This is a genomic window from Ruegeria sp. BF12 (assembly GCF_056538705.1).
Genome location: NZ_JBQFTP010000006.1, coordinates 131,008 through 153,458, shown reverse-complemented (window position 1 = coordinate 153,458; position 22,451 = coordinate 131,008). Strand labels below are relative to the sequence as shown.

Annotated in this window: 26 protein-coding genes; 13 read left to right on the top strand and 13 right to left on the bottom strand. The window is 58.2% G+C overall.

The features are described 5' to 3' along the window. Positions 1-126: 126 nt before the first annotated feature. From ACR0J0_RS11825 to ACR0J0_RS11810, 4 genes are read left to right on the top strand one after another with little or no spacing between them, the layout of a single operon-like run. Positions 127-804 carry a cell division ATP-binding protein FtsE gene (locus ACR0J0_RS11825; protein WP_480664171.1) on the top strand — a complete coding sequence of 226 codons (678 nt, stop codon included), beginning with the start codon at positions 127-129 and terminating at the stop codon, positions 802-804. Next, a complete protein-coding gene (locus ACR0J0_RS11820) occupies positions 801-1,700 on the top strand; it encodes a cell division protein FtsX (protein WP_480664169.1) in 900 nt (299 codons plus the stop codon). The genes ACR0J0_RS11825 and ACR0J0_RS11820 overlap by 4 nt, the downstream gene beginning before the upstream one ends. Continuing rightward, on the top strand, positions 1,700-2,440 hold the full coding sequence (locus ACR0J0_RS11815; protein ID WP_480664167.1) for a lysophospholipid acyltransferase family protein: 741 nt from the start codon (positions 1,700-1,702) through the stop codon (positions 2,438-2,440). Before ACR0J0_RS11820 ends, ACR0J0_RS11815 begins: the two co-directional genes overlap by 1 nt. Beyond that, the gene (locus ACR0J0_RS11810) at positions 2,427-3,032 is read left to right on the top strand and encodes a pyridoxamine 5'-phosphate oxidase family protein (protein ID WP_480664165.1); all 606 of its coding nucleotides are present in this window, start codon (positions 2,427-2,429) and stop codon (positions 3,030-3,032) included. Before ACR0J0_RS11815 ends, ACR0J0_RS11810 begins: the two co-directional genes overlap by 14 nt. Positions 3,033-3,041: 9 nt before the next feature. On the opposite strand, the gene ACR0J0_RS11805 is transcribed toward ACR0J0_RS11810, so the two are convergent. Then, complete coding sequence (locus ACR0J0_RS11805) at positions 3,042-3,635, bottom strand: NAD(P)H-dependent oxidoreductase (protein ID WP_480664163.1); 594 nt, start codon at positions 3,633-3,635, stop codon at positions 3,042-3,044. 102 nt (positions 3,636-3,737) lie between these two features. On the opposite strand from ACR0J0_RS11805, the gene ACR0J0_RS11800 reads away from it, so the two are divergent. Beyond that, positions 3,738-4,316: a TetR/AcrR family transcriptional regulator gene (locus ACR0J0_RS11800; protein ID WP_480664161.1), complete on the top strand. Its 579-nt coding sequence runs from the start codon at positions 3,738-3,740 to the stop codon at positions 4,314-4,316. 20 nt (positions 4,317-4,336) lie between these two features. Here the strand turns inward: ACR0J0_RS11800 and lpdA are convergent, their stop codons facing one another. From lpdA to mdh, 11 genes are all read right to left on the bottom strand, one after another. Further along, positions 4,337-5,725, bottom strand: a complete 1,389-nt coding sequence (lpdA, locus tag ACR0J0_RS11795; RefSeq protein WP_480664159.1) for a dihydrolipoyl dehydrogenase — start codon at positions 5,723-5,725, stop codon at positions 4,337-4,339. Positions 5,726-5,816: 91 nt separating this feature from the next. Then, positions 5,817-6,206 (bottom strand): MAPEG family protein, encoded by a 390-nt coding sequence (locus ACR0J0_RS11790; protein ID WP_480664157.1) that lies wholly within the window; start codon positions 6,204-6,206, stop codon positions 5,817-5,819. Between the two features lie 82 nt (positions 6,207-6,288). Further along, entirely contained in the window at positions 6,289-6,558 is a 270-nt protein-coding gene (locus ACR0J0_RS11785; protein WP_480664155.1) for a hypothetical protein, read from the bottom strand. A 2-nt stretch (positions 6,559-6,560) separates the two neighbouring features. Continuing rightward, on the bottom strand, positions 6,561-8,078 hold the full coding sequence (gene odhB, locus ACR0J0_RS11780) for a 2-oxoglutarate dehydrogenase complex dihydrolipoyllysine-residue succinyltransferase (protein WP_480664153.1): 1,518 nt from the start codon (positions 8,076-8,078) through the stop codon (positions 6,561-6,563). Positions 8,079-8,081: 3 nt separating this feature from the next. Beyond that, positions 8,082-11,039, bottom strand: a complete 2,958-nt coding sequence (locus ACR0J0_RS11775) for a 2-oxoglutarate dehydrogenase E1 component (RefSeq protein ID WP_480664151.1) — start codon at positions 11,037-11,039, stop codon at positions 8,082-8,084. Further along, complete coding sequence (locus tag ACR0J0_RS11770; protein WP_480664149.1) at positions 11,036-11,578, bottom strand: DUF805 domain-containing protein; 543 nt, start codon at positions 11,576-11,578, stop codon at positions 11,036-11,038. Before ACR0J0_RS11770 ends, ACR0J0_RS11775 begins: the two co-directional genes overlap by 4 nt. Then, positions 11,565-12,428: a hypothetical protein gene (locus ACR0J0_RS11765; protein ID WP_480664147.1), complete on the bottom strand. Its 864-nt coding sequence runs from the start codon at positions 12,426-12,428 to the stop codon at positions 11,565-11,567. Before ACR0J0_RS11765 ends, ACR0J0_RS11770 begins: the two co-directional genes overlap by 14 nt. Before the next feature lie 7 nt (positions 12,429-12,435). Next, positions 12,436-13,317 (bottom strand): succinate--CoA ligase subunit alpha, encoded by an 882-nt coding sequence (sucD, locus tag ACR0J0_RS11760; RefSeq protein ID WP_480664145.1) that lies wholly within the window; start codon positions 13,315-13,317, stop codon positions 12,436-12,438. Between the two features lie 84 nt (positions 13,318-13,401). Further along, a complete protein-coding gene (gene sucC / locus ACR0J0_RS11755) occupies positions 13,402-14,595 on the bottom strand; it encodes an ADP-forming succinate--CoA ligase subunit beta (RefSeq protein WP_480664143.1) in 1,194 nt (397 codons plus the stop codon). A gap of 225 nt (positions 14,596-14,820) precedes the next feature. Beyond that, positions 14,821-15,669, bottom strand: coding sequence for a hypothetical protein (locus ACR0J0_RS11750; RefSeq protein ID WP_480664141.1), 849 nt, complete (start codon positions 15,667-15,669; stop codon positions 14,821-14,823). Positions 15,670-15,739: 70 nt separating this feature from the next. Continuing rightward, positions 15,740-16,702 carry a malate dehydrogenase gene (gene mdh, locus ACR0J0_RS11745; RefSeq protein ID WP_170427021.1) on the bottom strand — a complete coding sequence of 321 codons (963 nt, stop codon included), beginning with the start codon at positions 16,700-16,702 and terminating at the stop codon, positions 15,740-15,742. A 160-nt stretch (positions 16,703-16,862) separates the two neighbouring features. On the opposite strand from mdh, the gene ACR0J0_RS11740 reads away from it, so the two are divergent. Then, positions 16,863-17,618 (top strand): sulfite exporter TauE/SafE family protein, encoded by a 756-nt coding sequence (locus ACR0J0_RS11740; RefSeq protein ID WP_480664139.1) that lies wholly within the window; start codon positions 16,863-16,865, stop codon positions 17,616-17,618. Here ACR0J0_RS11740 and ACR0J0_RS11735 read toward each other — a convergent pair whose 3' ends face one another. Further along, positions 17,619-17,918, bottom strand: a complete 300-nt coding sequence (locus ACR0J0_RS11735) for a hypothetical protein (RefSeq protein ID WP_480664137.1) — start codon at positions 17,916-17,918, stop codon at positions 17,619-17,621. Between the two features lie 169 nt (positions 17,919-18,087). On the opposite strand from ACR0J0_RS11735, the gene ACR0J0_RS11730 reads away from it, so the two are divergent. The 7 genes from ACR0J0_RS11730 (at position 18,088) to sdhD (ending at position 22,439) form a co-directional block, all read left to right on the top strand. Further along, on the top strand, positions 18,088-18,945 hold the full coding sequence (locus ACR0J0_RS11730) for an HpcH/HpaI aldolase/citrate lyase family protein (RefSeq protein ID WP_480664135.1): 858 nt from the start codon (positions 18,088-18,090) through the stop codon (positions 18,943-18,945). A 6-nt stretch (positions 18,946-18,951) separates the two neighbouring features. Further along, positions 18,952-19,506 carry an NnrU family protein gene (locus ACR0J0_RS11725; protein WP_480664133.1) on the top strand — a complete coding sequence of 185 codons (555 nt, stop codon included), beginning with the start codon at positions 18,952-18,954 and terminating at the stop codon, positions 19,504-19,506. Positions 19,507-19,518: 12 nt separating this feature from the next. Next, the gene (locus ACR0J0_RS11720; protein WP_170332370.1) at positions 19,519-19,725 is read left to right on the top strand and encodes a DUF1737 domain-containing protein; all 207 of its coding nucleotides are present in this window, start codon (positions 19,519-19,521) and stop codon (positions 19,723-19,725) included. Continuing rightward, positions 19,725-20,753: a MaoC family dehydratase gene (locus tag ACR0J0_RS11715; RefSeq protein WP_480664130.1), complete on the top strand. Its 1,029-nt coding sequence runs from the start codon at positions 19,725-19,727 to the stop codon at positions 20,751-20,753. Before ACR0J0_RS11720 ends, ACR0J0_RS11715 begins: the two co-directional genes overlap by 1 nt. A 57-nt stretch (positions 20,754-20,810) precedes the next feature. Then, positions 20,811-21,473 (top strand): DUF1194 domain-containing protein, encoded by a 663-nt coding sequence (locus ACR0J0_RS11710; RefSeq protein ID WP_480664128.1) that lies wholly within the window; start codon positions 20,811-20,813, stop codon positions 21,471-21,473. A gap of 199 nt (positions 21,474-21,672) precedes the next feature. Further along, a complete protein-coding gene (gene sdhC / locus ACR0J0_RS11705; protein ID WP_480664126.1) occupies positions 21,673-22,056 on the top strand; it encodes a succinate dehydrogenase, cytochrome b556 subunit in 384 nt (127 codons plus the stop codon). A gap of 11 nt (positions 22,057-22,067) precedes the next feature. Continuing rightward, a complete protein-coding gene (gene sdhD / locus ACR0J0_RS11700; RefSeq protein ID WP_480664124.1) occupies positions 22,068-22,439 on the top strand; it encodes a succinate dehydrogenase, hydrophobic membrane anchor protein in 372 nt (123 codons plus the stop codon). The last annotated feature ends 12 nt before the right edge of the window (positions 22,440-22,451 follow it).

The following is a 22,451-nucleotide window of genomic DNA, read 5'->3' as shown; positions in this document are numbered from 1 at the left end:
TTAAGACCTGACCGCAAAGGGTGTTTTCGGTTTCACACGGCAAGTGTCACCAATTCGACCCGGTGCAGGCATTGAAACCACGACCGCGCTCGGGCAAGAAGAGCGGCAACAAGAACGGGGGGCCCTGTGATCGAGCTGGAAAACGTCAGCTACACCTATGGTGATGGTGAATTGCTGAGCGATGTGTCGCTTCAGTTGCAGCCGGGTTCGTTCCACTTTCTGACCGGGCCGTCCGGTGCGGGAAAGACCACTCTGCTCAAGCTGTGCTACGGTGCGTTGTTGCCCACGTCGGGGCGGTTGAATGCCTTTGAACAGGACATTGCGCGCCTTGACCGCGACCAGATGGCATTGCTGCGACGCCGGATCGGGGTCGTGCATCAGGATTGTCGTTTCCTGGATCACATGACCCTGGCCGAAAACGTCTCTCTGCCGCTGATGGTTTCAGGAAAAGGTGAGAACGCCCAGAAAGAGGACCTGCTGGAGTTGCTGAGCTGGGTGGGGCTGGGCACACGGCTTGATGCGCTCCCACCCGAGCTGTCTGGCGGCGAACGTCAACGCGCGGCGCTGGCGCGTGCGGTGATCCTGTCACCGGACGTTGTGTTGGCAGATGAACCGACCGGCAATGTCGATTGGGAGATGTCTCAGCGCCTTCTGCGGCTGCTGGTCGAACTGAACAAGATGGGTAAGACCGTGTTGATCGCGACCCATGACCTCAGCCTGATCCGAGCCACAAAAAGTCAGGTTCAGGCCCGCGTCTTGCGTATTTCGCAGCGCCAGATTCAACTGGCGGGGGCGGACCTATGAGCAAGGGAACCATCCGCAGCATGCTAACCCGGGACAAGCGCGCCGACAGGGTTGTGCCGCCGTCGGGCTATACGGCGCAACTGACATTATTCGTGGCGGGCGCGATGGCGTTTCTGGCCGTTTTTGCGCTTGCGTTGTCATTGGCGTCGGGCCGTCTTGCGGACCGCTGGGCATCGGAACTGGCCGGGGCCGCCACACTGCGTATCAATGCGCCAGCTGAACAGCTTGCCGCCCAGACCGAGGCCGCGCTGACAGTTCTGGCCCAAACGCCCGGTGTCGCTTCGGCCCGCGCGTTAAGCGCGGAAGAACAGGTCGCCCTGCTGTCTCCGTGGTTTGGTCCCGATCTGCCCTTGGACACGCTGCCGGTTCCACAACTGATTGAAATCGTAGAGGGTGCGCCGGGTCTGGATGCTGCAGGTCTGCGCCTGCGACTGGGGGCAGAGGTGCCGGGGGCCGTGCTGGACGACCATTCGCGCTGGCGCGAACCGCTGGTGGATGCGGCGACCTCACTGCGGCGGTTGGGCTGGGTGTCCATTCTGCTGATCGGTGGCGCAACGGCGGCCATGATCACGCTAGCCGCCAATGCATCCCTTGCCGCCAACGCGCAGATTATCGAGGTGCTGCGCCTTGTCGGAGCCCGTGACCGTTTTATCGCCAGTGCATTTGTACGTCGTTTCACCTACCGTGCGTTCTTTGGCTCTCTGGTTGGGGTGCTGTTCGGCATGACCGGCGTTTTGCTATTGCCCGAAGCCGCGGAAGAGGGCGGCTTTCTGACCGGGTTGGGATTTCAGGGGGGTGGCTGGCTGTTGCCTGCGCTGATACCCCTGCTGGGGGCTGCGGTGGCGTTTTTGGCCACATGGACAGCCGCAGCGCGTAAATTAAAGGAGCTTTCCTGATGGCTACAGCGATCCAATGGGTCCGCTCATTGATCTTCATGATCGTGATTTATGCGTGGATGCTGATACTGGGTATCGTGTTTGCTCCTTATGCGTTGTTCAACAAACGCGGGGCCTTGCAGGCCTGCAAGACATATGCGCGCACGACGATCTGGATGGCTGGATGGATGGTGGGTATCCGATGCGAAGTGCGTGGAACGGCACCTGTCGACGAGGTCGTGATCGGAGCCAAGCATCAGTCGTTCCTCGATATCATCATGATCTTCGACGCCATTCCACACGGTAAATTCATCATGAAGAAGGAGTTGCTGTGGACGCCGATCATCGGCCTCTATGCCCGCCGCCTTGGCTGCATTCCGGTCGATCGCGGCAAAAAGGGTGCAGCAGTGGCCAAGATGGTCAAGGACGTGGCCAAAGAGTTTTCGGAACCTGGTCAGTTGGTGATTTATCCGCAGGGTACGCGCGTCGCGCCCGGGGTGAATAAACCGTACAAGGTCGGGACTGCGGTTCTGTACGAGGGGTTGGGTTTTCCCTGCGTTCCTGTTGCCACAAACGCCGGTGTGTTCTGGCCCCGGACGGGGGTGATGCGCAAACCCGGTCTGGCGATCGTCGATTTTTTGGATCCAATCGAACCGGGGATCGCACGGAATGCATTTCTTGGGCGCCTCGAAGACGTTATCGAAACGCGGTCCAATGAGTTGATGCGCGAAGTGGGGTTTGATCCGGATGGAATTCGTTAAGGACATCGAAACGCTCGAAGCTCTGTACGGCAAGCCCGGTGCGCCTTCGCTGCGAAAGGTGGCGCGGCATCTGACGCCGCTTTATCGCAAATGGATTATGGCCTCGCGTCTGTGCGTGCTTTCTACCGTGGGCCCCGAGGGCGTTGATAGCAGCCCGCGCGGCGATGACGGCCCGGTTGTTCTGGAGCTTGATCCGCAAACGCTGGCGATGCCGGATTGGCGCGGAAACAACCGGCTGGACAGCTTGCGGAATATCGTGCGCGATCCGCGAGTGTCGCTGATGTTCATGGTGCCGGGTTCGAACAATGTGGTGCGCCTGAATGGAGCCGCTCGCGTTACTACCGACGATTCCTTGCGAGCCCGGTTTGAAAAGCAGGGCAAACGCCCGGCTACTGTCATCGTCATAGAGATCTCTGAGGTTTACACGCAATGCGCTCGCGCGCTGATGCGAGCGCGCACCTGGACGAGCGGGGATGAGACGGAACATCTGCCCACCGTGGGTGAAATCCTTGCCGAGGCGTCCGATGGTGAGGAAGGTGGCGCGCGCTATGATCGGGAATGGGGCGCGCGCGCCGAGAAGACAATGTGGTAAGCACCGCGATCAGGCCGCCGCAGCGCCGATCTTGGCCACCTTTGAAATCCAACGCTCCACGCTGCCGGGTTTTGGATAGCTGGCACCTGCGAAATAGGTGAACCGCGTTGGTTTGAAGCCGACAAATCCCAGAATCTGGTCGCGAACCTGCCGGATCAGAGCTTGCCGGTAAATCAGACGCATGAACCAGCCGGGCGTGTCCGATGTCAGGATGACCCGGGCCGTGCGCCCGGTCAGCATTGGTGCCGGAAAGCCGATCTTGGTCGTGTTCCGTGTGTCGAAGGTTCGCCCGGGGATGAATGTCCGGTCGATCAAACCTTTCAGTTTGGCGGGCAGGCCACCCCACCACATCGGTGCTGTCAGAACCAGGTGTTCGCTCCATTCCAGGTCCTGAAGCACGTGCTCCAACACCGGCTCCAGCGGTTTGAAATCTTCGTAGTTGCCCTGACCAAAGTCATGGTCGAACTGCAATTCGCTCAGATGGATCATGCGTACATCATGCCCCTTTTGTCGCGCGGCATCGGCATAGGTTTCGGCAAAAGTACGGGACAGGCTGGTTTCGCCGGGGTGTCCGTCGAGGATCAGTATTTTCTTAGTTTGCATCGGGAATCTCCTAAAAGTGACCGTGGTCATTTTGTAGGCTAAAAAAATGACCACGGTCAATATCAAATTTGACCGTGGTCAAAAAATATGCGAACAGGGTGTATGCAAAAGACAATTCAAAAACGAACCCTCAAAACGCGCGCACGTCTGATCGAAGCTGCAGAGGACGTTATTCGTAAGAACGGCTATCAGGCGCTTCGGGTAGAAGAAGTGGTTCAGGCAGCAGGTGTCGCCAAAGGTACCTTCTTCGCGCATTTTCGCGACAAGGACGCTTTGATGGAGCGCCTGATTGGAGAAAAGCTGGTTGCCTGCTTTGACCAGGTCGAGCAGGGGCCAGTTCCGCATACGGCACCGGAAATCGCAACCGCGCTGGAACCAATCCATACATTCATGACTTCGGAGCGATACGTGTTTGACCTGATCATTCGCTATTCAGGCGCTGCGGCAATCGTCGAAGTGGGTCCGATCGCGCAGTGCTTTGAACGTTACGTGCGCATGGTCGCCGGCTGGCTGGAAACCGCCAAAGTCCGCAAAGACATTTCCACCGACCTGCTGGCCGAGGGCGTTCAGGCTTTCGCCATTCAGTCGATGTCGTTGAAATTTTGCGCCCTGCACGAATCCCAGAGCTTTAAGGACAGATTGGAAATCTATCTTGATGCGTGGTTGACCCCGGCCAGCTGAAGGCCGCCGGGGTCAACTTATCAGCTGTGGATTGGCCCATCACCACAGGCCAAAGCGGCCTCGCGTACGGCCTCGGAATAGGTTGGGTGGGCATGACAGGTCAGAGCCAGATCTTCGGCCGAGGCACCGAACTCCATTGCCACACAGACCTCGTGGATCAGTTCACCCGCAGCTGGGCCGATAATGTGACAGCCCAGAATGCGGTCCGTCTCTTTGTCGGCCAGGATTTTCACAAACCCGTCCGTCATCAAGTTCGCCTTGGCGCGGCCGTTGCCCATGAACATGAACTTGCCGACCTTGTAGGCGCGGCCTTGTTCTTTCAGCGTCTCTTCGGTTTCGCCGACATTGGCGACCTCGGGCCACGTGTAGATCACACCCGGGATGACGCCATAGTTCACATGGCCATGCTTGCCTGCCACTTGCTCGGCTGCGGCCATACCTTCATCTTCGGCCTTATGGGCGAGCATCGGGCCGTCAATTACGTCACCAATTGCATAGATACCCGGAACGTTGGTTTGCCAGTCGGCACCAACCTTGATCTGACCTCGCGGCGACATCTCGACGCCCAGAGCCTCAAGACCCAGACCGTCCGAGTAGGGTTTGCGGCCCGTTGCGACCAGCACGGTATCGGCGTCTATCACATGCTCGCTGTCATCTTTACGCAGCTTGTAAGTCACTTTTGCCTTTGTCTTGGTCGCCTCGGTCTTTTGAACCGCCGCGCCCATGACGAATTTCAGGCCCTGCTTCTTGAGAATACGCTGGAAGGTCTTCTGCACTTCGGGGTCCATGCCCGGAGTGATTGCGTCGAGGAATTCGATCACCGTAACCTCGGCCCCCAATCGCTGATAGACTGAGCCCAGTTCCAGCCCGATCACGCCCGCGCCGATGACCACCATCTTCTTCGGGATCTTGCCCAGCGACAGCGCACCGGTCGAGGTCACGACGACCTTTTCGTCGACTTCAACACCGGGCAGTGAGGACGGCTCGGACCCGGAAGCGATGATGATGTTCTTAGCAGTGTGGATCTCATCCCCCACCTTGACCTGACCGGCGGCAGGAATCGAACCCCAGCCCTTCAACCAGTCGATCTTGTTCTTTTTGAACAGGAATTCGATACCCTTGGTGTTGCCGTCGATCGTTTCCTGCTTGTAGGCCTGCATCTGCTTCCAATCGACCGAGGGGCTTTTGCCTTTCAGGCCCATCTTGGCAAAGTTATGCTCGGCCTCATGCAGCTGATGCGACGCGTGCAACAGTGCCTTTGAGGGGATGCAGCCCACGTTCAGGCAGGTGCCGCCAAGCGTGTCACGTCCTTCGACACAGGCGGTTTTCAGGCCCAGCTGAGCGCAACGGATGGCGCAGACATAGCCGCCGGGGCCGGATCCGATTACGATAACGTCATAGTTTGCCATATGTCAGGTCCTTATCGTTTGCGGGGATGGCGACAGTTTTTATTTGCGCCGGGGCCGTTCCCCATTTTGTTAATCTATGCTGGCGACGGAATCAAAGAAGCGTAGCCAGCAGCATTGCAGTGGTAGCCGCCAGTCCGACGATCCAGATTACGGTCCGCCAAGGCGTCCATCCGAATGCGTAGGCGGGAGCGTAGAGAAGCCGGGCAATCAGATAGACCCAGCTGCAGGTGGCGGTGAAACTATTCGACTGGCCGGAAACCGTCAGAACAAGCGCAGCAATTCCAAAAAGAACCAAGCCTTCGGTGTGATTGCAAAGAGCGCGGTGCAAGCGTCCGGAAACCCCCGGCTTGTCAAAAGGTACATCGCGGGGGCCGATGGCATGACCAAGGTCAATCTTCCCATGCCCGGCAACCAGATAGGCCACGAATTGTGCGACCCAAAGCAATGCGGCAAGGGACAAGACGGTCAATTCCGTGTTCATCCGGGGGGTTCCTTTGAGTTCGCCAAAGGCATCAGGTTACCAGTAGGTTCTGCGCCCCCCAGCCGGGGCGCAGAACCCAATATCAAACAGGTTGAAGTACCTTGACCTGGATATGCGCCACACCACCGCGTTCGTGGTGCATGGCCAGCTCTTCAGACTCCATAAAGTCCTGGGCCCGGTCCAGATCCGCAACTTCGAACATGGCAACCGCGTGATCTTTCTGATCCGGGTCTTTCCAGATGTGGAGGTCGCGGATGCCCGCGGCCTCTCTCATCGGCTTGTCCTCGCGGAACACTTTCAGCCAGGCATCGAAATCGGCCACATCGGCCTGCCAGAGTACATGTGTCGCCATGATTACAGATCCATCAGCAAGCGGCGCGGGTCTTCCAGCGCCTCTTTTACACGGACAAGGAACGTCACGGCGCCTTTGCCGTCCACGATCCGGTGGTCATAGGACAGCGCCAGATACATCATCGGGCGGATCTTGATCTCACCATTGATGACCATCGGACGGTCCTGAATCTTGTGCATGCCCAGAATACCCGACTGCGGGGGGTTCAGAATCGGCGAGGACATCAGCGAGCCATAGACACCACCGTTCGAGATGGTGAAGGTGCCGCCCTGCATTTCCGCCATGGACAATTTGCCGTCGCGGGCACGTCTGCCCTTTTCGGCGATCGCTTTTTCGATGGCGGCAAAGGACATGCTGTCGGCGTCACGGATGACGGGAACCACCAGACCCTGCGGTGTACCGGCAGCAACGCCCATGTGTACGAAGTTCTTGTAGACGATGTCGGTGCCGTCAATCTCAGCGTTGACCTCGGGAACCTCTTTCAGCGCGTGGCAGCAAGCCTTGGTGAAGAAGGACATAAAGCCCAGACGGACGCCGTGCTTCTTCTCGAACTGGTCCTTGTACTGATTGCGCAAAGCCATCACTTCAGTCATGTCCACCTCGTTATAGGTGGTCAGGATCGCGGCGGTGTTTTGAGCATCTTTCAGACGCTTAGCGATGGTCTGGCGCAGACGGGTCATGCGCACGCGTTCCTCACGCGATGCATCTTCTGCCGCGACCGGAGCGCGCGGTGTCGGTGCGGCGGGCGCGGGTGCTGCTGCAGCAGGCGCCGGGGCCGCTGCCGTTGCAACCGCGCGGGCCACGTCTTCTTTCATGATGCGGCCATCGCGACCAGTGCCGGTAACCTGATCTGCCGAAAGACCAGCCTCTGCCATGGCTTTCTCGGCGGACGGCGCGTTGGCAACGTCCTTGCCGGTGCTGGCCGCCGTTGCCGGTGCTGCTGAAGCGGCCGCCGGGGCCGCTGCTGCTCCTGCCGCCGCGTCGGAGATGACAGCCAGCTTGGCCGTCGCATCCACTGTGGCTCCTTCGGGTGCCACGATTTCAGCCAGTACGCCCGCAGCCGGAGAAGGAACTTCGACCGAAACCTTGTCGGTTTCCAGTTCGCATAGCATTTCGTCCTGCGCGACGCTGTCGCCAACTTGCTTGAACCATGTTGAAACGGTGGCCTCGGTCACGGATTCGCCTAGCGTAGGCACCATAACGTCGACACTTCCGCCGGAGGCGGCTGGTTCCGCCGCAGCCGCCGGGGCCGGGGCAGCTGCAGGGGTGGGCGCGGCGCCTTCACCAGCAGCAATGGTCGCCAGCAGCGCATCAACACCAACGGTTTCACCTTCGGCGGCGACGATCTCGCCCATCACGCCAGCGGTGGGCGAGGGGACTTCGACGGTGACCTTGTCGGTCTCCAACTCACAGAGCATTTCGTCCACGGCAACGGCGTCGCCGGGTTTCTTGAACCATGTCGCAACCGTGGCTTCGGTGACCGATTCGCCAAGCGTGGGAACTCGAACTTCAATGGACATCGATTATTTTCCTTCAATGCTCAGCGCTTCGTCGACCAGCGCTTCTTGTTGGGCTTTGTGTTGGCTGGCCAGACCCGTCGCGGGTGAAGCCGATGTGGCGCGGCCGACATAGTGCGGCCGTGTATGCTTGGCACCGATGCGCGTCAGAACCCACTCGATGTTCGGCTCGATAAAGGTCCAGGCACCCTGGTTCTTGGGTTCTTCCTGACACCAGATCATCTCTGCGCCCTTGAAACGTTCAAGTTCGTTGATCAGCGAATGCGCCGGGAAGGGATAAAACTGCTCGATCCGCAGCAGATAGACGTCGTCGATACCACGTGCGTCACGTTCTTCCAGAAGGTCATAATAGACCTTGCCGGAACACATTACGACGCGCTTGATCTTGTCATCCTTGACCAGCTTGGTGTCCGAATTGCCCTTTTGCGCGTCATCCCACAACACCCGGTGGAAACTGGAGCCGGTGGTAAAATCGTCGGCCGTGCTGACCGCCAATTTGTGACGCAGCAGCGATTTTGGAGTCACCAGAATCAGCGGCTTACGGAACGTGCGATGCAGCTGACGGCGCAGGATGTGGAAGTAGTTCGCAGGCGTCGTACAGTTTGCCACGATCCAGTTGTCCTGACCGCACATCTGCAGGAACCGTTCCAGACGGGCCGAGCTGTGCTCGGGGCCTTGCCCTTCGAAACCGTGCGGCAGCAGGGTGACCAGACCGGACATCCGCAGCCACTTGCTTTCGCCCGAACTGATGAACTGGTCGAACATGATCTGTGCGCCGTTGGCGAAGTCGCCGAACTGCGCCTCCCACAGGGTCAGTGCATTGGGTTCTGCCAGTGAGTAGCCGTATTCGAAGCCCAACACTGCATACTCGGACAGCATCGAGTCGATGACTTCGTACTTCGACTGACCTTCGCGGATGTTGTTCAGTGGGTAATACCGCTCTTCGTTTTCCTGGTGCACAAAGCCCGAGTGGCGTTGGCTGAACGTGCCGCGTGTCGCGTCCTGACCGGACAGGCGAACCGGGAAGCCTTCGGTCAGCAAAGAGCCAAAGGCCAGCGCTTCACCGGTCGCCCAGTCAAAGCCCTTTCCGTTGTCGAACATCTGTTTCTTGTGATCCAGCAGACGACCCACAGTCTTGTGCAAGGCAACGTCCTCAGGCGCGTGCGTCAGAGCCTTGCCGATCTCGGCCAGAGTGTCAGGAGTGATCGCGGTTTCGCCGCGCACGTATTCTTCTTTGTTCTTGTCCAAATGCGACCAGCGCCCGTCCAGCCAGTCGGCCTTATTGGGCTTGTAATCCTTGCCGGCTTCGAACTCATCGTTCAGATGCGCTTGGAAGGCGGCTTTCATGTCCTCGATCTCACCTTCCGGAATCAGGCCATCCTTGACCAGGCGTTCGGTGTACAGAGACAGCGTAGTCTTATGTGTCTTGATCTTCTTGTACATGATCGGGTTGGTGAACATGGGCTCGTCGCCCTCGTTGTGACCAAACCGGCGATAGCAGAAGATGTCGATGACCACGTCCTTGTGGAACTTCTGACGGAACTCGGTCGCGACCTTGGCGGCGTGGACCACGGCCTCGGGGTCGTCGCCGTTCACGTGGAAGATCGGTGCCTCGACCATCAGCGCGATATCGGTGGGATACGGGCTGGAGCGCGAGAAGTGCGGCGCGGTGGTGAAACCGATCTGGTTGTTGACCACGATATGCATGGTGCCACCGGTCTTGTGACCGCGCAAACCCGACAGGCCGAAGCCTTCGGCCACTACACCTTGGCCGGCAAAGGCCGCGTCGCCATGCAGCAGGATGCCCATCACCGCGGTACGGTCCGTGTCGTTCAGCTGATCCTGCTTGGCGCGGACCTTGCCCAGAACCACCGGGTTCACCGCCTCAAGGTGCGAGGGGTTCGCAGTCAGAGATAGGTGCACGCTATTGCCGTCGAATTCGCGATCGCTGGACGCGCCAAGGTGGTATTTTACGTCGCCCGACCCGTCCACATCCTCGGGCTTGAAGCTGCCGCCCTGGAATTCGTTGAAGATCGCGCGGTAAGGTTTGCTCATCACGTTGGCCAGGATATTCAGACGGCCCCGGTGCGGCATCCCGATGACGATGTCCTTGATCCCCAAGGCGCCGCCGCGCTTGATGATCTGCTCCATCGCGGGGATCAGGGCCTCACCGCCGTCCAGACCGAACCGCTTGGTGCCCATATATTTGACGTGCAGGAACTTTTCGAAACCTTCGGCCTCGACCATCTTGTTCAGGATCGCCTTGCGGCCTTCCTTGGTGAAGGCGATTTCCTTGCCGTAGCCTTCGATCCGCTCTTTCAGCCACGCGGCCTGTTCGGGATCAGAGATATGCATGTATTGCAGCGCAAATGTACCGCAGTAGGTCCGCTTCACGATCTCGACGATCTGGCGCATACTGGCCATCTGTAAGCCCAGCACGTTGTCGATAAAGATCGGCCGGTCCATGTCGGCTTCGGTAAAGCCATAGGTCTTGGGGTCCAGCTCGGGGTGTGTGCTGGCGGCGCGCATACCCAGCGGATCCAGATTGGCGGCCAGATGGCCGCGGATCCGATAAGCCCGGATCAGCATCAGGGCCCGCAGGCTGTCCAGCACTGCGCGTTTGACCTGATCTTCGCTGACCGCGACGCCTTTGTCCGCCGCTTTGTCCTTGATCTTCTTGCCCGCCGCCTTGGCGTCAATCTCGGCCCATTCGCCCGTCAACGCGCCCGTCAGGTCATCCGCTGGCATCGGAGGCCAGTCGCTCCGCGCCCAGGACGGCCCTTCAGCCTCGCGCTGCACATCCGGTGTGGCGTCACCCATCGCCCGAAAGAATTCGACCCAGGCGGCATCCACCGCGTTCGGGTCCTTGGTATACTGGGCATAGAGCTGCTCCAGATATTCCGCATTGTGCCCCTGCATAAAGCTTGAGGCATGAAAGGCAGAGTTGGGCGTATGTTCGGTCATTGGGCTACCTCATGTGGGTTGGGACCGTATTGGTTGGTGCCTGGTTGGCTGGGGCGGGTCAGCCACCACAGAACCAGGAGGGGCGACACAAACAAAACAAGCAGTGTCGGAAGGACGACCAGCAAAGTGGCGCGGGTGAACAGGATGTCCAGATTGCCGCCGTGCTGAAAACTGGAGGCAAGGCCAATGCCAAAGATCAGAACACCAGCGGCCCCGACGATCAGCAGGATCGGCAACAGAGCGTAAAGCCCGCTGCGCCCGGTATCATGCATCCGCCGCCACGCGACGGCCAGATGCGGGAAAAAGACGATCAGGCCGACGATGCTTTGCACCGGCGCAGAGGACGTGGCAGTGACGGATTTCACCTCATCGCTCGGGCTGACCGAGACTTGCGTGAAAAACTGCCAGTCAATGATCCCGGCGATGATGTTCCAGATCACGATGAACAGGAAAAAGAACCAGTATTCGGGCCGCGAGGCACGACCCGAGAAGGTGAAGAACTTGGAGAAACAGGTGCGTATGGCGTCAGAGAAGGTCATGATATCTGCTGTCCGATACTATGATAACCCATTCGCCCGAATCCGTTTCCGACGCGAACCCCGGTTCGATCTCTATCGCCGCAACTATGGCTGAAGGAAGACGGTGCTTCTTCCCAACACCAGTAATTAACCTGACAAGCGTTCGAGACGTGGGAGCGAACGCCTTCTTTGTCGCGGTATATAAGGTGAAAGGCCCCCGGTTCTCGGTTTCGAAGCGCCATTCTGTGCCATCCACAAATTTTCGCGCAATTTGAGCAGGTACGCCAAAAATTTCGCAAACTGAGCCGGGGACAATAAACCCGCTGTCTTTCCAAATGACGGAGACCTCTTTCGAATACCACCAAGCGCTGCCTCCAACGATGCCAAAGTCATTCCACTCTCCATCGCGCGAATTAGAGCTTTTCAGCTTGGCGTGGGCTTCAATCTGCCGCCTAACATTTTTGAGGTTGTACTCCAAAGCCAGATCAAGTTGGAGTTTTCTGGCCATTGCTTCGGGAATATCTGCCCGAAGACTGTTGCTGACTTCAGGATCAAAGAGCCATCTTACCTCTGGAAACAATAATTTTGCTTTACTCGTTTCAGCGAATTGCTCGGCTTCGTCCAATAGCACTTCCGAAAACTTGGAGTTGCTGTCTAGCGACCGCAGACCGGGACGATTTTCAAAGTTTAGATCGGTTTCATCGACGCAAAGGTCGATCAAGGTTTCTAGTTCGGATAGCGAAAACTCTTCAGCCGTTGCAACGCTGCTCAACGCTGAAAAAAATGCAGAAAAGAAAACTGTACGCAAGCATCCAAAGGCCGACCCAAAGGCTGCCCTCGTCAAATTGAATGCTTGCGTACTCTTTGGCATTGAGTGTTTACCCAATCGCTTCCAACACAGCCTCACCCAGCTGCGCCGGGCTTTCGGCCACGACGATACCAGCCGAGCGCATGGCTTCGATCTTGTCCTCGGCACCACCTTTGCCACCGGCGACGATCGCGCCCGCGTGGCCCATGCGGCGGCCCGGAGGGGCTGTGCGGCCTGCGATGAAACCGGCGGTCGGCTTCTTGCGACCCTTCTTGGCCTCATCCGCTAGGAACTGTGCGGCTTCTTCCTCGGCCGAGCCACCGATTTCACCGATCATGATGATCGACTCGGTTTCGTCATCGGCCAGGAACCATTCCAGCACGTCGATATGCTCGGTGCCCTTGATCGGGTCGCCACCGATGCCGACGCAGGTGGACTGGCCCAGACCCACATCGGTGGTCTGCTTGACGGCCTCATAGGTCAGGGTACCCGAGCGCGAGACAACGCCGACCGAGCCGCGCTTGTGGATGTGGCCGGGCATGATGCCGATCTTGCAGGCGTCGGGCGTGATGACACCGGGGCAGTTCGGGCCGATTAGGCGCGATTTGCTGTCTTCCAGCGCGCGCTTCACTTTCATCATGTCCAGAACCGGGATGCCTTCGGTGATGCAGACGATCACTTCCATCTCGGCATCGATCGCTTCGAGGATCGAGTCCGCTGCGAAGGGCGGTGGCACATAGATCACGCTCGCGTTGGCTTCGGTCACATGCTTGGCTTCGTGAACCGAGTTGAACACGGGTAGGTCGAGATGGGTCATCCCGCCTTTGCCTGGGGTCACACCGCCAACCATCTTGGTGCCATAGGCGATGGCCTGTTCGCTGTGGAATGTGCCCTGCGAGCCGGTAAAGCCCTGACAGATCACTTTGGTATTTTCGTCGATGAGGACTGCCATTTGGCGTTCTCCTGTTTTAGGCGGGCCAAGGCCTGCCAGAATTCTTCGGAATAGTGGGGCGAAACCCACTCCACGGAATTGGGCTTAGCCCTTCACGGCCTTCACGATCTTCTCGGCACCGTCTTTCAGGTTGTCCGCCGCGATCACGTCCAGGCCAGAGGTGTTGATGATCTCTTTGCCTTTCTCGACATTTGTGCCTTCCAGGCGCACGACCAGCGGAACCTTGAGACCGACCTCTTTCACCGCGGCGACAACGCCCTCGGCGATGACGTCACAGCGCATGATGCCGCCGAAGATGTTGACCAGAATGCCTTTGACCTGTGGGTCCGAGGTGATGATCTTGAACGCCTCGGTCACTTTCTCTTTGGTGGCGCCGCCGCCCACGTCGAGGAAGTTGGCAGGCTCGGCACCATACAGCTTGATGATGTCCATCGTCGCCATTGCAAGACCCGCACCGTTGACCATGCAGCCGATCTCACCATCCAGCGCGATGTAGTTCAGGTCGTATTTGCTGGCTTCCAGTTCCTTGGGGTCTTCCTCGGTCGTGTCGCGCAGTTCGGCGATGTCGGGGTGGCGGTAAACCGCGTTGCCGTCAAAGCCGACCTTGGCGTCCAGCACCTTGAGGTCGCCCTTGTCCGAAATGATCAGAGGGTTGATCTCCAGCATTTCCATGTCCTTCTCGACGAAGGCTGCATAGAGCTGGCTCATCAGTTTGACGCATTGCTTGACCTGCGCGCCTTCCAGACCCAGCGAGAACGCGATGCGGCGGCCGTGATAGGGCTGATAGCCTGTCGCGGGATCGACCGAGAAGGACAGGATTTTCTCGGGCGTCGCTGCGGCCACTTCTTCGATGTCCATGCCGCCCTCGGTCGAGCACACGAACGAGATGCGGCTGGTCTGGCGGTCAACCAGCAGAGCCAGGTACAGCTCGCGCTCGATACCCGAACCGGCCTCGATATAGATACGGTTAACCTGCTTGCCTGCGGGGCCGGTCTGATGGGTGACTAGAGTGCGGCCCAGCATCTTCTTGGCTTCTTGGGCGGCCTCTTCGACCGATTTCGTCAGACGGACACCGCCCTTTTCACCGGCGTCGGCCTCTTTGAACGAGCCTTTGCCGCGGCCACCTGCGTGGATCTGTGCTTTGACAACCCACAGAGGGCCATCCAGTTCACCGGCTGCGGTTTTGGCTTCCTCGGCGCGCAGAACCGCGCGACCTTCGGAGACCGGAGCGCCATAGCTGCGAAGAAGCGCTTTGGCCTGATATTCGTGAATGTTCATCGAAACTGTCCTGTCTGACTACGATTAAACCGTTATAGGGGTTTGTAGGGGGCAAGTTTAAAGGCTTTTTTGAAAGGAGAGCGGTATTTCACGAAGATTTTCACTGTTTGTGATCACAGTTTTTTCGCGTGTGATCACAAAATGCGTGAGGGGACCGTCTCTTGATTCGTTGCGGTCAACGCCCTTTAGAATAAAGACAGATTTCAGCTAGCGCTAAACTAAATCCTAGCTGCGTCGCAAGCGCACGATTCCCTTTTTGACCGCCATAATCAGTTTACGCAACTTGCCCAGCACGCCTTTGTCGACCAATGGGCGCACCTTTTTCGTCGTTCCCGGTGTCAATTGGGCATCTGCCGCGATCAACGCGCGCAAGTGGCGTTCGAGATCGGGCCCAACCAGTCCAACAACCGAGCGCGCGCTATCGAGACGTTTGTCATGTCGGCTGTGAAATTTGTAGTGGTGCAGCAGGCGCGGGGCGCTGTGCAAAAAACCGAACATCTCGGCTTGCCGGTAGTCGAGGAAATTGTATTCCGGAGGCAAAACGGCCAGACGAAGGTCGCTGTCGAAGAGTTTCTCACGGATCAGAGCCTGATCGGAATTCAGATCTTCGGCGATGATCGTCTCCTGCACGTCGCTCAGAAACTCCAGAACGCTGTCTGACGCCTGAATACCAACGAGGCCACCGTTCAGATGCGGAAAGGCGTTGGGCAGGGCGGTTTTCCAAATGCGTTGCGCATGCGGTGAATTACGCAGAGGATCGTGCACCATCGCAATGTCGAAGCGGTCGAGAACAGTGAAGATGTCGGACATATCGGCCAGGCACCGGACATCGGCATCCAGATAGACCGTTTTGTCGAACCGTGACCGCACGAGGCTTTCGAACTTGGGGCGGAACCAACTTTTCTCCAGCAAGTGGGTCTGGTCGAACACTTCGGTTCCGGGTGCGCCTTCGATATCGGTGAACAGGTCGACCAGAACATCGGGCATCGCAGCCTTCAGCGACACCGCTGCTTCAACCGCGGTTTCTATGTACTGCTCACCGCTAGCAGCAATTACAAAACCCTGAGGCGACATAGCAATTATCCAAAACAAAACCCAGCCCACCTTACGGTGAACCGGGTTCCATTGTTTGGCAACAGGTAGATCAGGCCAGAGAGGCGTCGATGCCCTTGCAAGCTTCGATCAGGCCCTTAACGGCGTTGACCGAGTTGTCGAAGCCAGCCTGTTCGTCTTCGTTCAGCTTGATGTCGACGATACGCTCAACACCACCGGCGCCGATCACGGTTGGAACGCCGACATAGAGGCCGTCGACTCCCAGCTCGCCGCTGCAATAGGCGGCGCAAGGCAGAACGCGTTTCTGGTCTTTCAGATACGCTTCGGCCATTTCGATCGCCGAAGTCGCAGGCGCGTAGTAGGCAGAACCGGTTTTCAGCAGGCCAACGATCTCGGCGCCGCCGTCACGGGTACGCTGAACGATAGCGTCCAGCTTGTCCTGCGTGGTCCAGCCCATCTCGACCAGATCGGGCAGCGGGATACCAGCAACGGTCGAGTAACGAACCGAAGGAACCATGGTATCGCCGTGGCCGCCCAGAACGAAGGCGGTGACGTCGCGCATAGAAACGTTGAACTCTTCCGACAGGAAGTGTGCGAAACGAGCCGAGTCCAGAACGCCTGCCATGCCGCAGACTTTGTTGTGCGGCAGGCCCGAGAATTCGCGCAGAGCCCACACCATCGCGTCCAGCGGGTTGGTGATGCAGATCACGAACGCGTCGGGTGCGTGGGCTGCGATGCCTTCGCCAACCGACTTCATGACTTTCAGGTTAATGCCCAGCAGGTCATCGCGGCTCATGCCCGGTTTGCGGGCTACGCCAGCGGTCACGATGCAGACGTCCGCGCCTGCGATATCGGCATAGTCACTGGTGCCGGACATAGCGGCGTCGAACCCTTCCGAAGGGCCGGATTCAGCGATGTCGAGCGCCTTGCCCTGCGGCAGTCCGTCTGCGATGTCGAACAGGACAACGTCACCCAGTTCTTTGACAGCTGCGAGGTGCGCAAGCGTGCCGCCGATGTTCCCCGCGCCGATCAGCGCAATCTTGGGTCTGGCCATTTGGAAAATCTCCGGTCGGAATTGGAATCGCGGTTGTGCTATTCGGTAAATGGCGTTCGCGCAAGGGTTCAGCGGCGCGGCATGCAACCGCATACAGTTTGCGCAGGCCGGTCTGATTGCGCTAAACGGCCAGTGACACAAGCCTAAACCGGGACGCCGCATGTTCGAATTGAACCTGATGTTTTTTGCTGTGGCGATCCCGGCGGTGATCTTTGCTGGTATCTCTAAGGGCGGGTTTGGCTCGGGCGTGGCCTTTGCGTCCTCTTCGATTCTGGCTTTGATATTGGATCCCGGGCAGGCGCTTGCCCTGATGTTGCCAATCCTCATGGTGATCGATGTCGCCACCCTTGGACCCTACTGGAAACGCTGGAGCTGGCCGGATTCACGCCTTCTGATGCTGGGTGCCATTCCGGGCGTAGTTCTGGGGGCGTGGTTGTTCCGCGCCACGGATGACGATCTGCTGCGCCTGCTTATTGGCTGCATTTCAGTAGGTTTTGTCGTGTGGCATGTCGCCCAGACTAACGGCTGGGTTCGTGGTTTTGCTAATCGCCTTCCGCCGCCTGCCGGGTTGTTTGCGGGCCTTGTCGCCGGGTTCACCAGCTTTGTCAGCCATGCGGGCGGTCCGCCCGCCGCCGTGTATCTACTGTCGCAGCGCCTGTCGAAAACCGAGTTTCAGGCCAGTACAGTTCTGGTCTTTTGGGTCATCAACATCGCGAAATTTGTGCCCTATGCGTATCTCGGCATGTTCACATGGCACACTGCGTGGGCTGATCTATTGTTGGCACCCTTCGCAGTTCTTGGTGCCTGGCTGGGCGTCCGGGCGCATTTCATGCTGCCCGAACGCGTGTTCTTCGGCATTGCCTATGTTCTGCTGACCCTGACTGGCAGCAAACTGATCTGGGACGCGCTGACCTGATCAGACATTTGCCGGTAAGGCTTCAGCCATCGCTTGATAGGTCTGTCCCAATGCCACAAGGCATGTCATCCCGTCGGGGAGCGTCACCGTGATGGTCCAGCTACCACTTTGTTTCGAAGCGTAGACCTCCATCACGGCGCCCTGGCGTGCGATGCCCATACCTTGACGCGTTTCGCCGTAGGTCTCGGTCAGCCGTTTTACAACCTCATGACGCGGCGCACAGTTGCGAGCGTGAACCTGTTGCGCGGCCAAAACCATGATTCCCAGGCCCATTGTCATCTTGTACAGCGTCTTTTTCATCTCTGAACCTTTCCGATTCCACCTGCGATCAGGGTGGAGACCGGAGGCCGAAATTCGGTTAAGTGAGCGCACGTTGCGTCGTAAATGCTGCAATGCGGCGATTTTGCGCTTGAACTTTCCGACAAAAAATGCCCCATTCCGCGCAACTTTATTTCTCTGGGAGAAGCCAATGGACCCGCGCCAGCGCCCCTATCGCTCTGTTTTGTATATCCCCGGTTCAAAAGACCGGGCGCTGGATAAGGCCCGCTCTTTGCCTGTGGACGCAATCATCTTTGACCTCGAAGACGCGGTGGCCGCTGACGAAAAGGATAATGCGCGTGAAACGCTCAAGGCGGCTCTGGCTGCGGGTGGCTATGGCGAGCGGGTTAAGATTGTCCGCATCAACGGGCTGGACACCGAGTGGGGCCGCGCCGATGCCGAGGCTGTGCGTGAGATGGACGCCGACGTTGTTCTGCTGCCTAAGGTGAATTCTGCTGCGGATGTGGACGCGTTGGCTGCCATTACCAGAGACCTGCCGATCTGGGCGATGATGGAAACCCCGCGCGGGATGCTGAACGCCGCCGAGATCGCCGCCCATCCGTTAATGGCAGGCTTTGTCATGGGAACCAACGATCTGGCCAAGGAACTGCAAACGCGCTTCCGTCCGGATCGCCTGCCGCTGATGACCTCGTTGGGCCTGTGCCTGCTGGCTGCGAAGGCCGAGGGGCTGATCATCGTCGACGGCGTATATAATGCATTTAAAGACGCTGAAGGTCTGGCCGCCGAATGCGCGCAGGGCCGCGACATGGGCTTTGACGGCAAAACGTTGATCCACCCCGCGCAGGTCGACGTGACCAACGCAGCCTATGCGCCCTCCGAGACTGAGATTGATCTGGCCCGCCGCCAGATCGCCGCGTTCGAAGAGGTCGAAGCGCAAGGGCAGGGCGTTGCCGTGGTCGACGGCAAAATCGTTGAAAACCTGCACGTTGTAACTGCCCGAGAAATTCTGGCAAAAGCGGAGGCGATTACAGCTTTGCAAGCGGGGTAAGCCAGCATGGGCTTTGTTCTTCTCATTCTTGGTGTGGCACTATGGTGGGCCGCACATCTGTTCAAACGCGTGATGCCAGCGCAGCGCGCGGCAATGGGCGACGCAGGCAAGGGCGCGGTCGCGCTGGCGCTGGTGGCGTCGATCCTGTTGATGATCTTCGGTTATCGTATGACCGATTTCATCTACGTCTGGGCACCGCCGAGCTTCATGATTCACATCAACAACCTGCTGGTGTTGATCGCGATCTTCATGATGAGCCCCGCCGGAACCAAAGGACGATTGCTGAACAAAGTCCGCCACCCAATGCTGGGCGGGTTTAAGTTGTGGGCTTTCGCGCATTTGCTGGTTAATGGCGATCTGGCCTCGATCATCCTCTTTGGTGGCCTTCTGGCTTGGGCCGTGGTCGAGGTGATCACAATCAACCGCGCCGAGCCCGACTGGACGCCCGGCGAAGCCGGAACCTATGGCAAGGACGCAATGTTCTTTGTGGCCTCGATCGTGCTGCTGGGCGTTATCGGATACATTCACGGGTTGGTCGGTCCGTCTCCGTTCCCTTCGTAAGGATTTGACATCATGGCAAAACTTTATCGTCTGTTGACCGAGGAAGACACATCCGCTTTCTGCCACAAAGTGTCAGATGCGCTGGCAAAAGGGTGGGAGCTGTATGGCGACCCATCCTACGCTTATGACGAAAACAGCCGCATGATGCGCTGCGCACAGGCTGTGACCAAAGAGGTCGAGGCCGACTATTCACCTGACATGAAACTGGGACAGCAATAATGGCAAAAACCAATCCGGGCCGCTTTTTCGAGGATTACTCCATAGGTCAGGTCCTGCACCATGCGGTGCCGCGGACGGTGACCAATGGCGAGCGGGCGCTGTACCATGCGCTCTACCCAGCGCGACACGCGCTTTACTCCTCGGACGAGTTCGCCCGGAATTGTGGTCTGCCGCAGAGCCCGATTGATGATCTGGCGGCGTTTCATGTCGTGTTTGGCAAGACCGTACCAGATGTCTCGCTGAATGCGGTGGCCAATCTGGGCTATGCCGAGGGCCGCTGGCTTAAGCCGGTCTATCCCGGCGACACGCTGCGCTCGGAATCCGAGGTCATTGGCCTGAAACAGAACTCGAACGGAAAGACGGGTGTTGTTTGGGTCCGTACGCGCGGTCTGAACCAACGTGATGAGGTTGTTATCGAGTACGTGCGCTGGGTCATGGTGCGGAAATCGGAAGTGGATGCGCCTGCGCCCGAAACCGTTGTGCCCGAGTTGAAAAAAGTATTGGCCCCACAGGATCTGGTGGTGCCGGAGGGGCTCGATTTCTCGCAGTACGACTATGCGCAGGCGGGTGACGCGCATCGCTGGGGCGACTACGAGATCGGAGAGACCATTGATCACGTCGATGGCGTCACCGTCGAAGAAGCCGAGCATATGCTAGCCACACGCTTGTGGCAGAACACTGCCAAGGTGCATTTCGACCTGACCTTCCGCCCGGATGGTCGCCTGATCTATGGCGGTCATGTGATTTCAATGGCGCGGACCCTGTCGTTCAACGGTCTGGCAAATGCGCAAATGATCGTCGGCCTGAACGGCGGCGCACACGCCAACCCCTGCTTTTCGGGCGACACTATCAAGGCCTGGTCCGAGGTTCTGGACAAAGCGGAAACCAATGTGCCGGGCGTTGGCGCGGTGCGACTGCGGCTGGTTGCCACCAAGGGCGGAGAGCCATTCGAGCTTAAAAACGAGGAAGGTCGATACCTGCCGAACGTTTTGCTTGATCTGGATTATTGGGCTTTGATGCCGATCTGACGCCCGCGCTGACATTCATTTGAACGCAGCCAGTGACAATCGTGCTAGGCTGCGTTCATGGACCTGTTTCGCTCAATAGCTGCCTGCCTTTGCCTGACGCCACCTGCTTATGCGTGCGATCTGGCTTTGGCCTTGGCCGTGGATGTTTCCGGCTCAGTTGATTCCACCGAATATCGGATCCAGATGGACGGCCTTGCTGCCGGGTTGCGCGATCCGATCGTGTCCGAGGCGCTTGTGCGTGGGCAGGCCCACGTGATGCTCGTGCAATGGACCGGGTCGTCTCGGCAAAAAGTCACGGTCCCGTGGACGCGTATCGACAGTTTCGAGGCGATTGATCAGTTTGCCGACAAAGTGGCCCGCGATCCAAGGGTCTGGCGCAACTTCTCCACTGCGATTGGCGAGGCGCTGGAAATGACCATGTCCAGCTTCGATGAGGTCTCTCACTGCACAAGGCACCTGATTGATATATCGGGCGATGGGGTGTCCAACGAAGGGGTCGAGCCATCGGAAGTGCACAGAATTCTGCGGACGCGGGGGGTGACGGTGAACGCAATCGCAATCGAGGAAAGCGAACCGGATCTGACCGCGTATTTCTTTGAAAACGTCATCGTTGGTGAGGGTGCCTTTGTCGTTTCAGCCTCGGGATTCGCCGACTATCCCGAACGTATTCGTAAGAAATTGTTGAGGGAAGTGACCCAGCAAACCGCTGAATTAAAGTAGTCGCATTGCAGATTCGGAACTGCAGGCGCTAACATTCCTGGGGGTGGATTGTATTTGTGATCACGTGTTTATTTTGTGTGATCACAATTTGCAAATATCCGTCATTTTGCGTCAATTATCGGCTTTTTTGCATCTGCAGCACGTGACAGAACCGCAAAAAACGGTAAAACCTTCGGAAGCCAACCGTAAAGGAGCCAACATGGCCGATGTAAATCGGGGCAATCGCCCTCTTTCACCTCATCTTACGATCTATCGCCCGCAGCTGACCTCGGTGACGTCGATCCTTGTGCGGATCACCGGCATTGCGTCACTTGTGATCGCATTCTTTGTCGTCTGGTGGTTCCTGGCAGCCGCAACATCCGAGACGGCATTCAACTTCATCGACGGGCTGATGAGAAGCTGGTTGGGTGATCTGGTGATGTTCGCCGCGACCTGGGCGATCTTCTATCACATGCTGGGCCGCTTGCGCCACGTGATCTGGGATCTGGGATATTGCGTAGATGTCCGGATCTCCGAAAAGCTGGGGATCGGCATGTTGGTGCTGGCAACCGTCCTCGCATTCATCACGGCAATTGCGGTTTAAGGAGAATGGCGATGAATTATCTCACTGACCGCAAACGCGCGCAGGGAACCGGTGCCGGCGGAGAAGGCACACATCACCACTGGCAGATGATGGTCAGCTCGGCGGCTCTTGTCTTTCTTGTACCGCTGTTTGTTTTCGTCTTCGCAAACGGGTTGGGCAGATCCTACGAGGAAGTTCTGGCCTATTACAGCCGTCCCTTCCCGGCGATTGTGACGGGACTGACAATGGTCGTCGTCATCATCCACCTGGTACGTGAGACGCAGGTTGCGATCGAAGACTATGTCCACGGTGTTGCAGAAAAGCTGAGCCTCATGGCCGTCGCGGCGTTTGGCTACACATTGATAGCTGCCGGGCTGTTCGCCCTGATCAAGCTGGCTCTGTGAAACGCGCGGTAA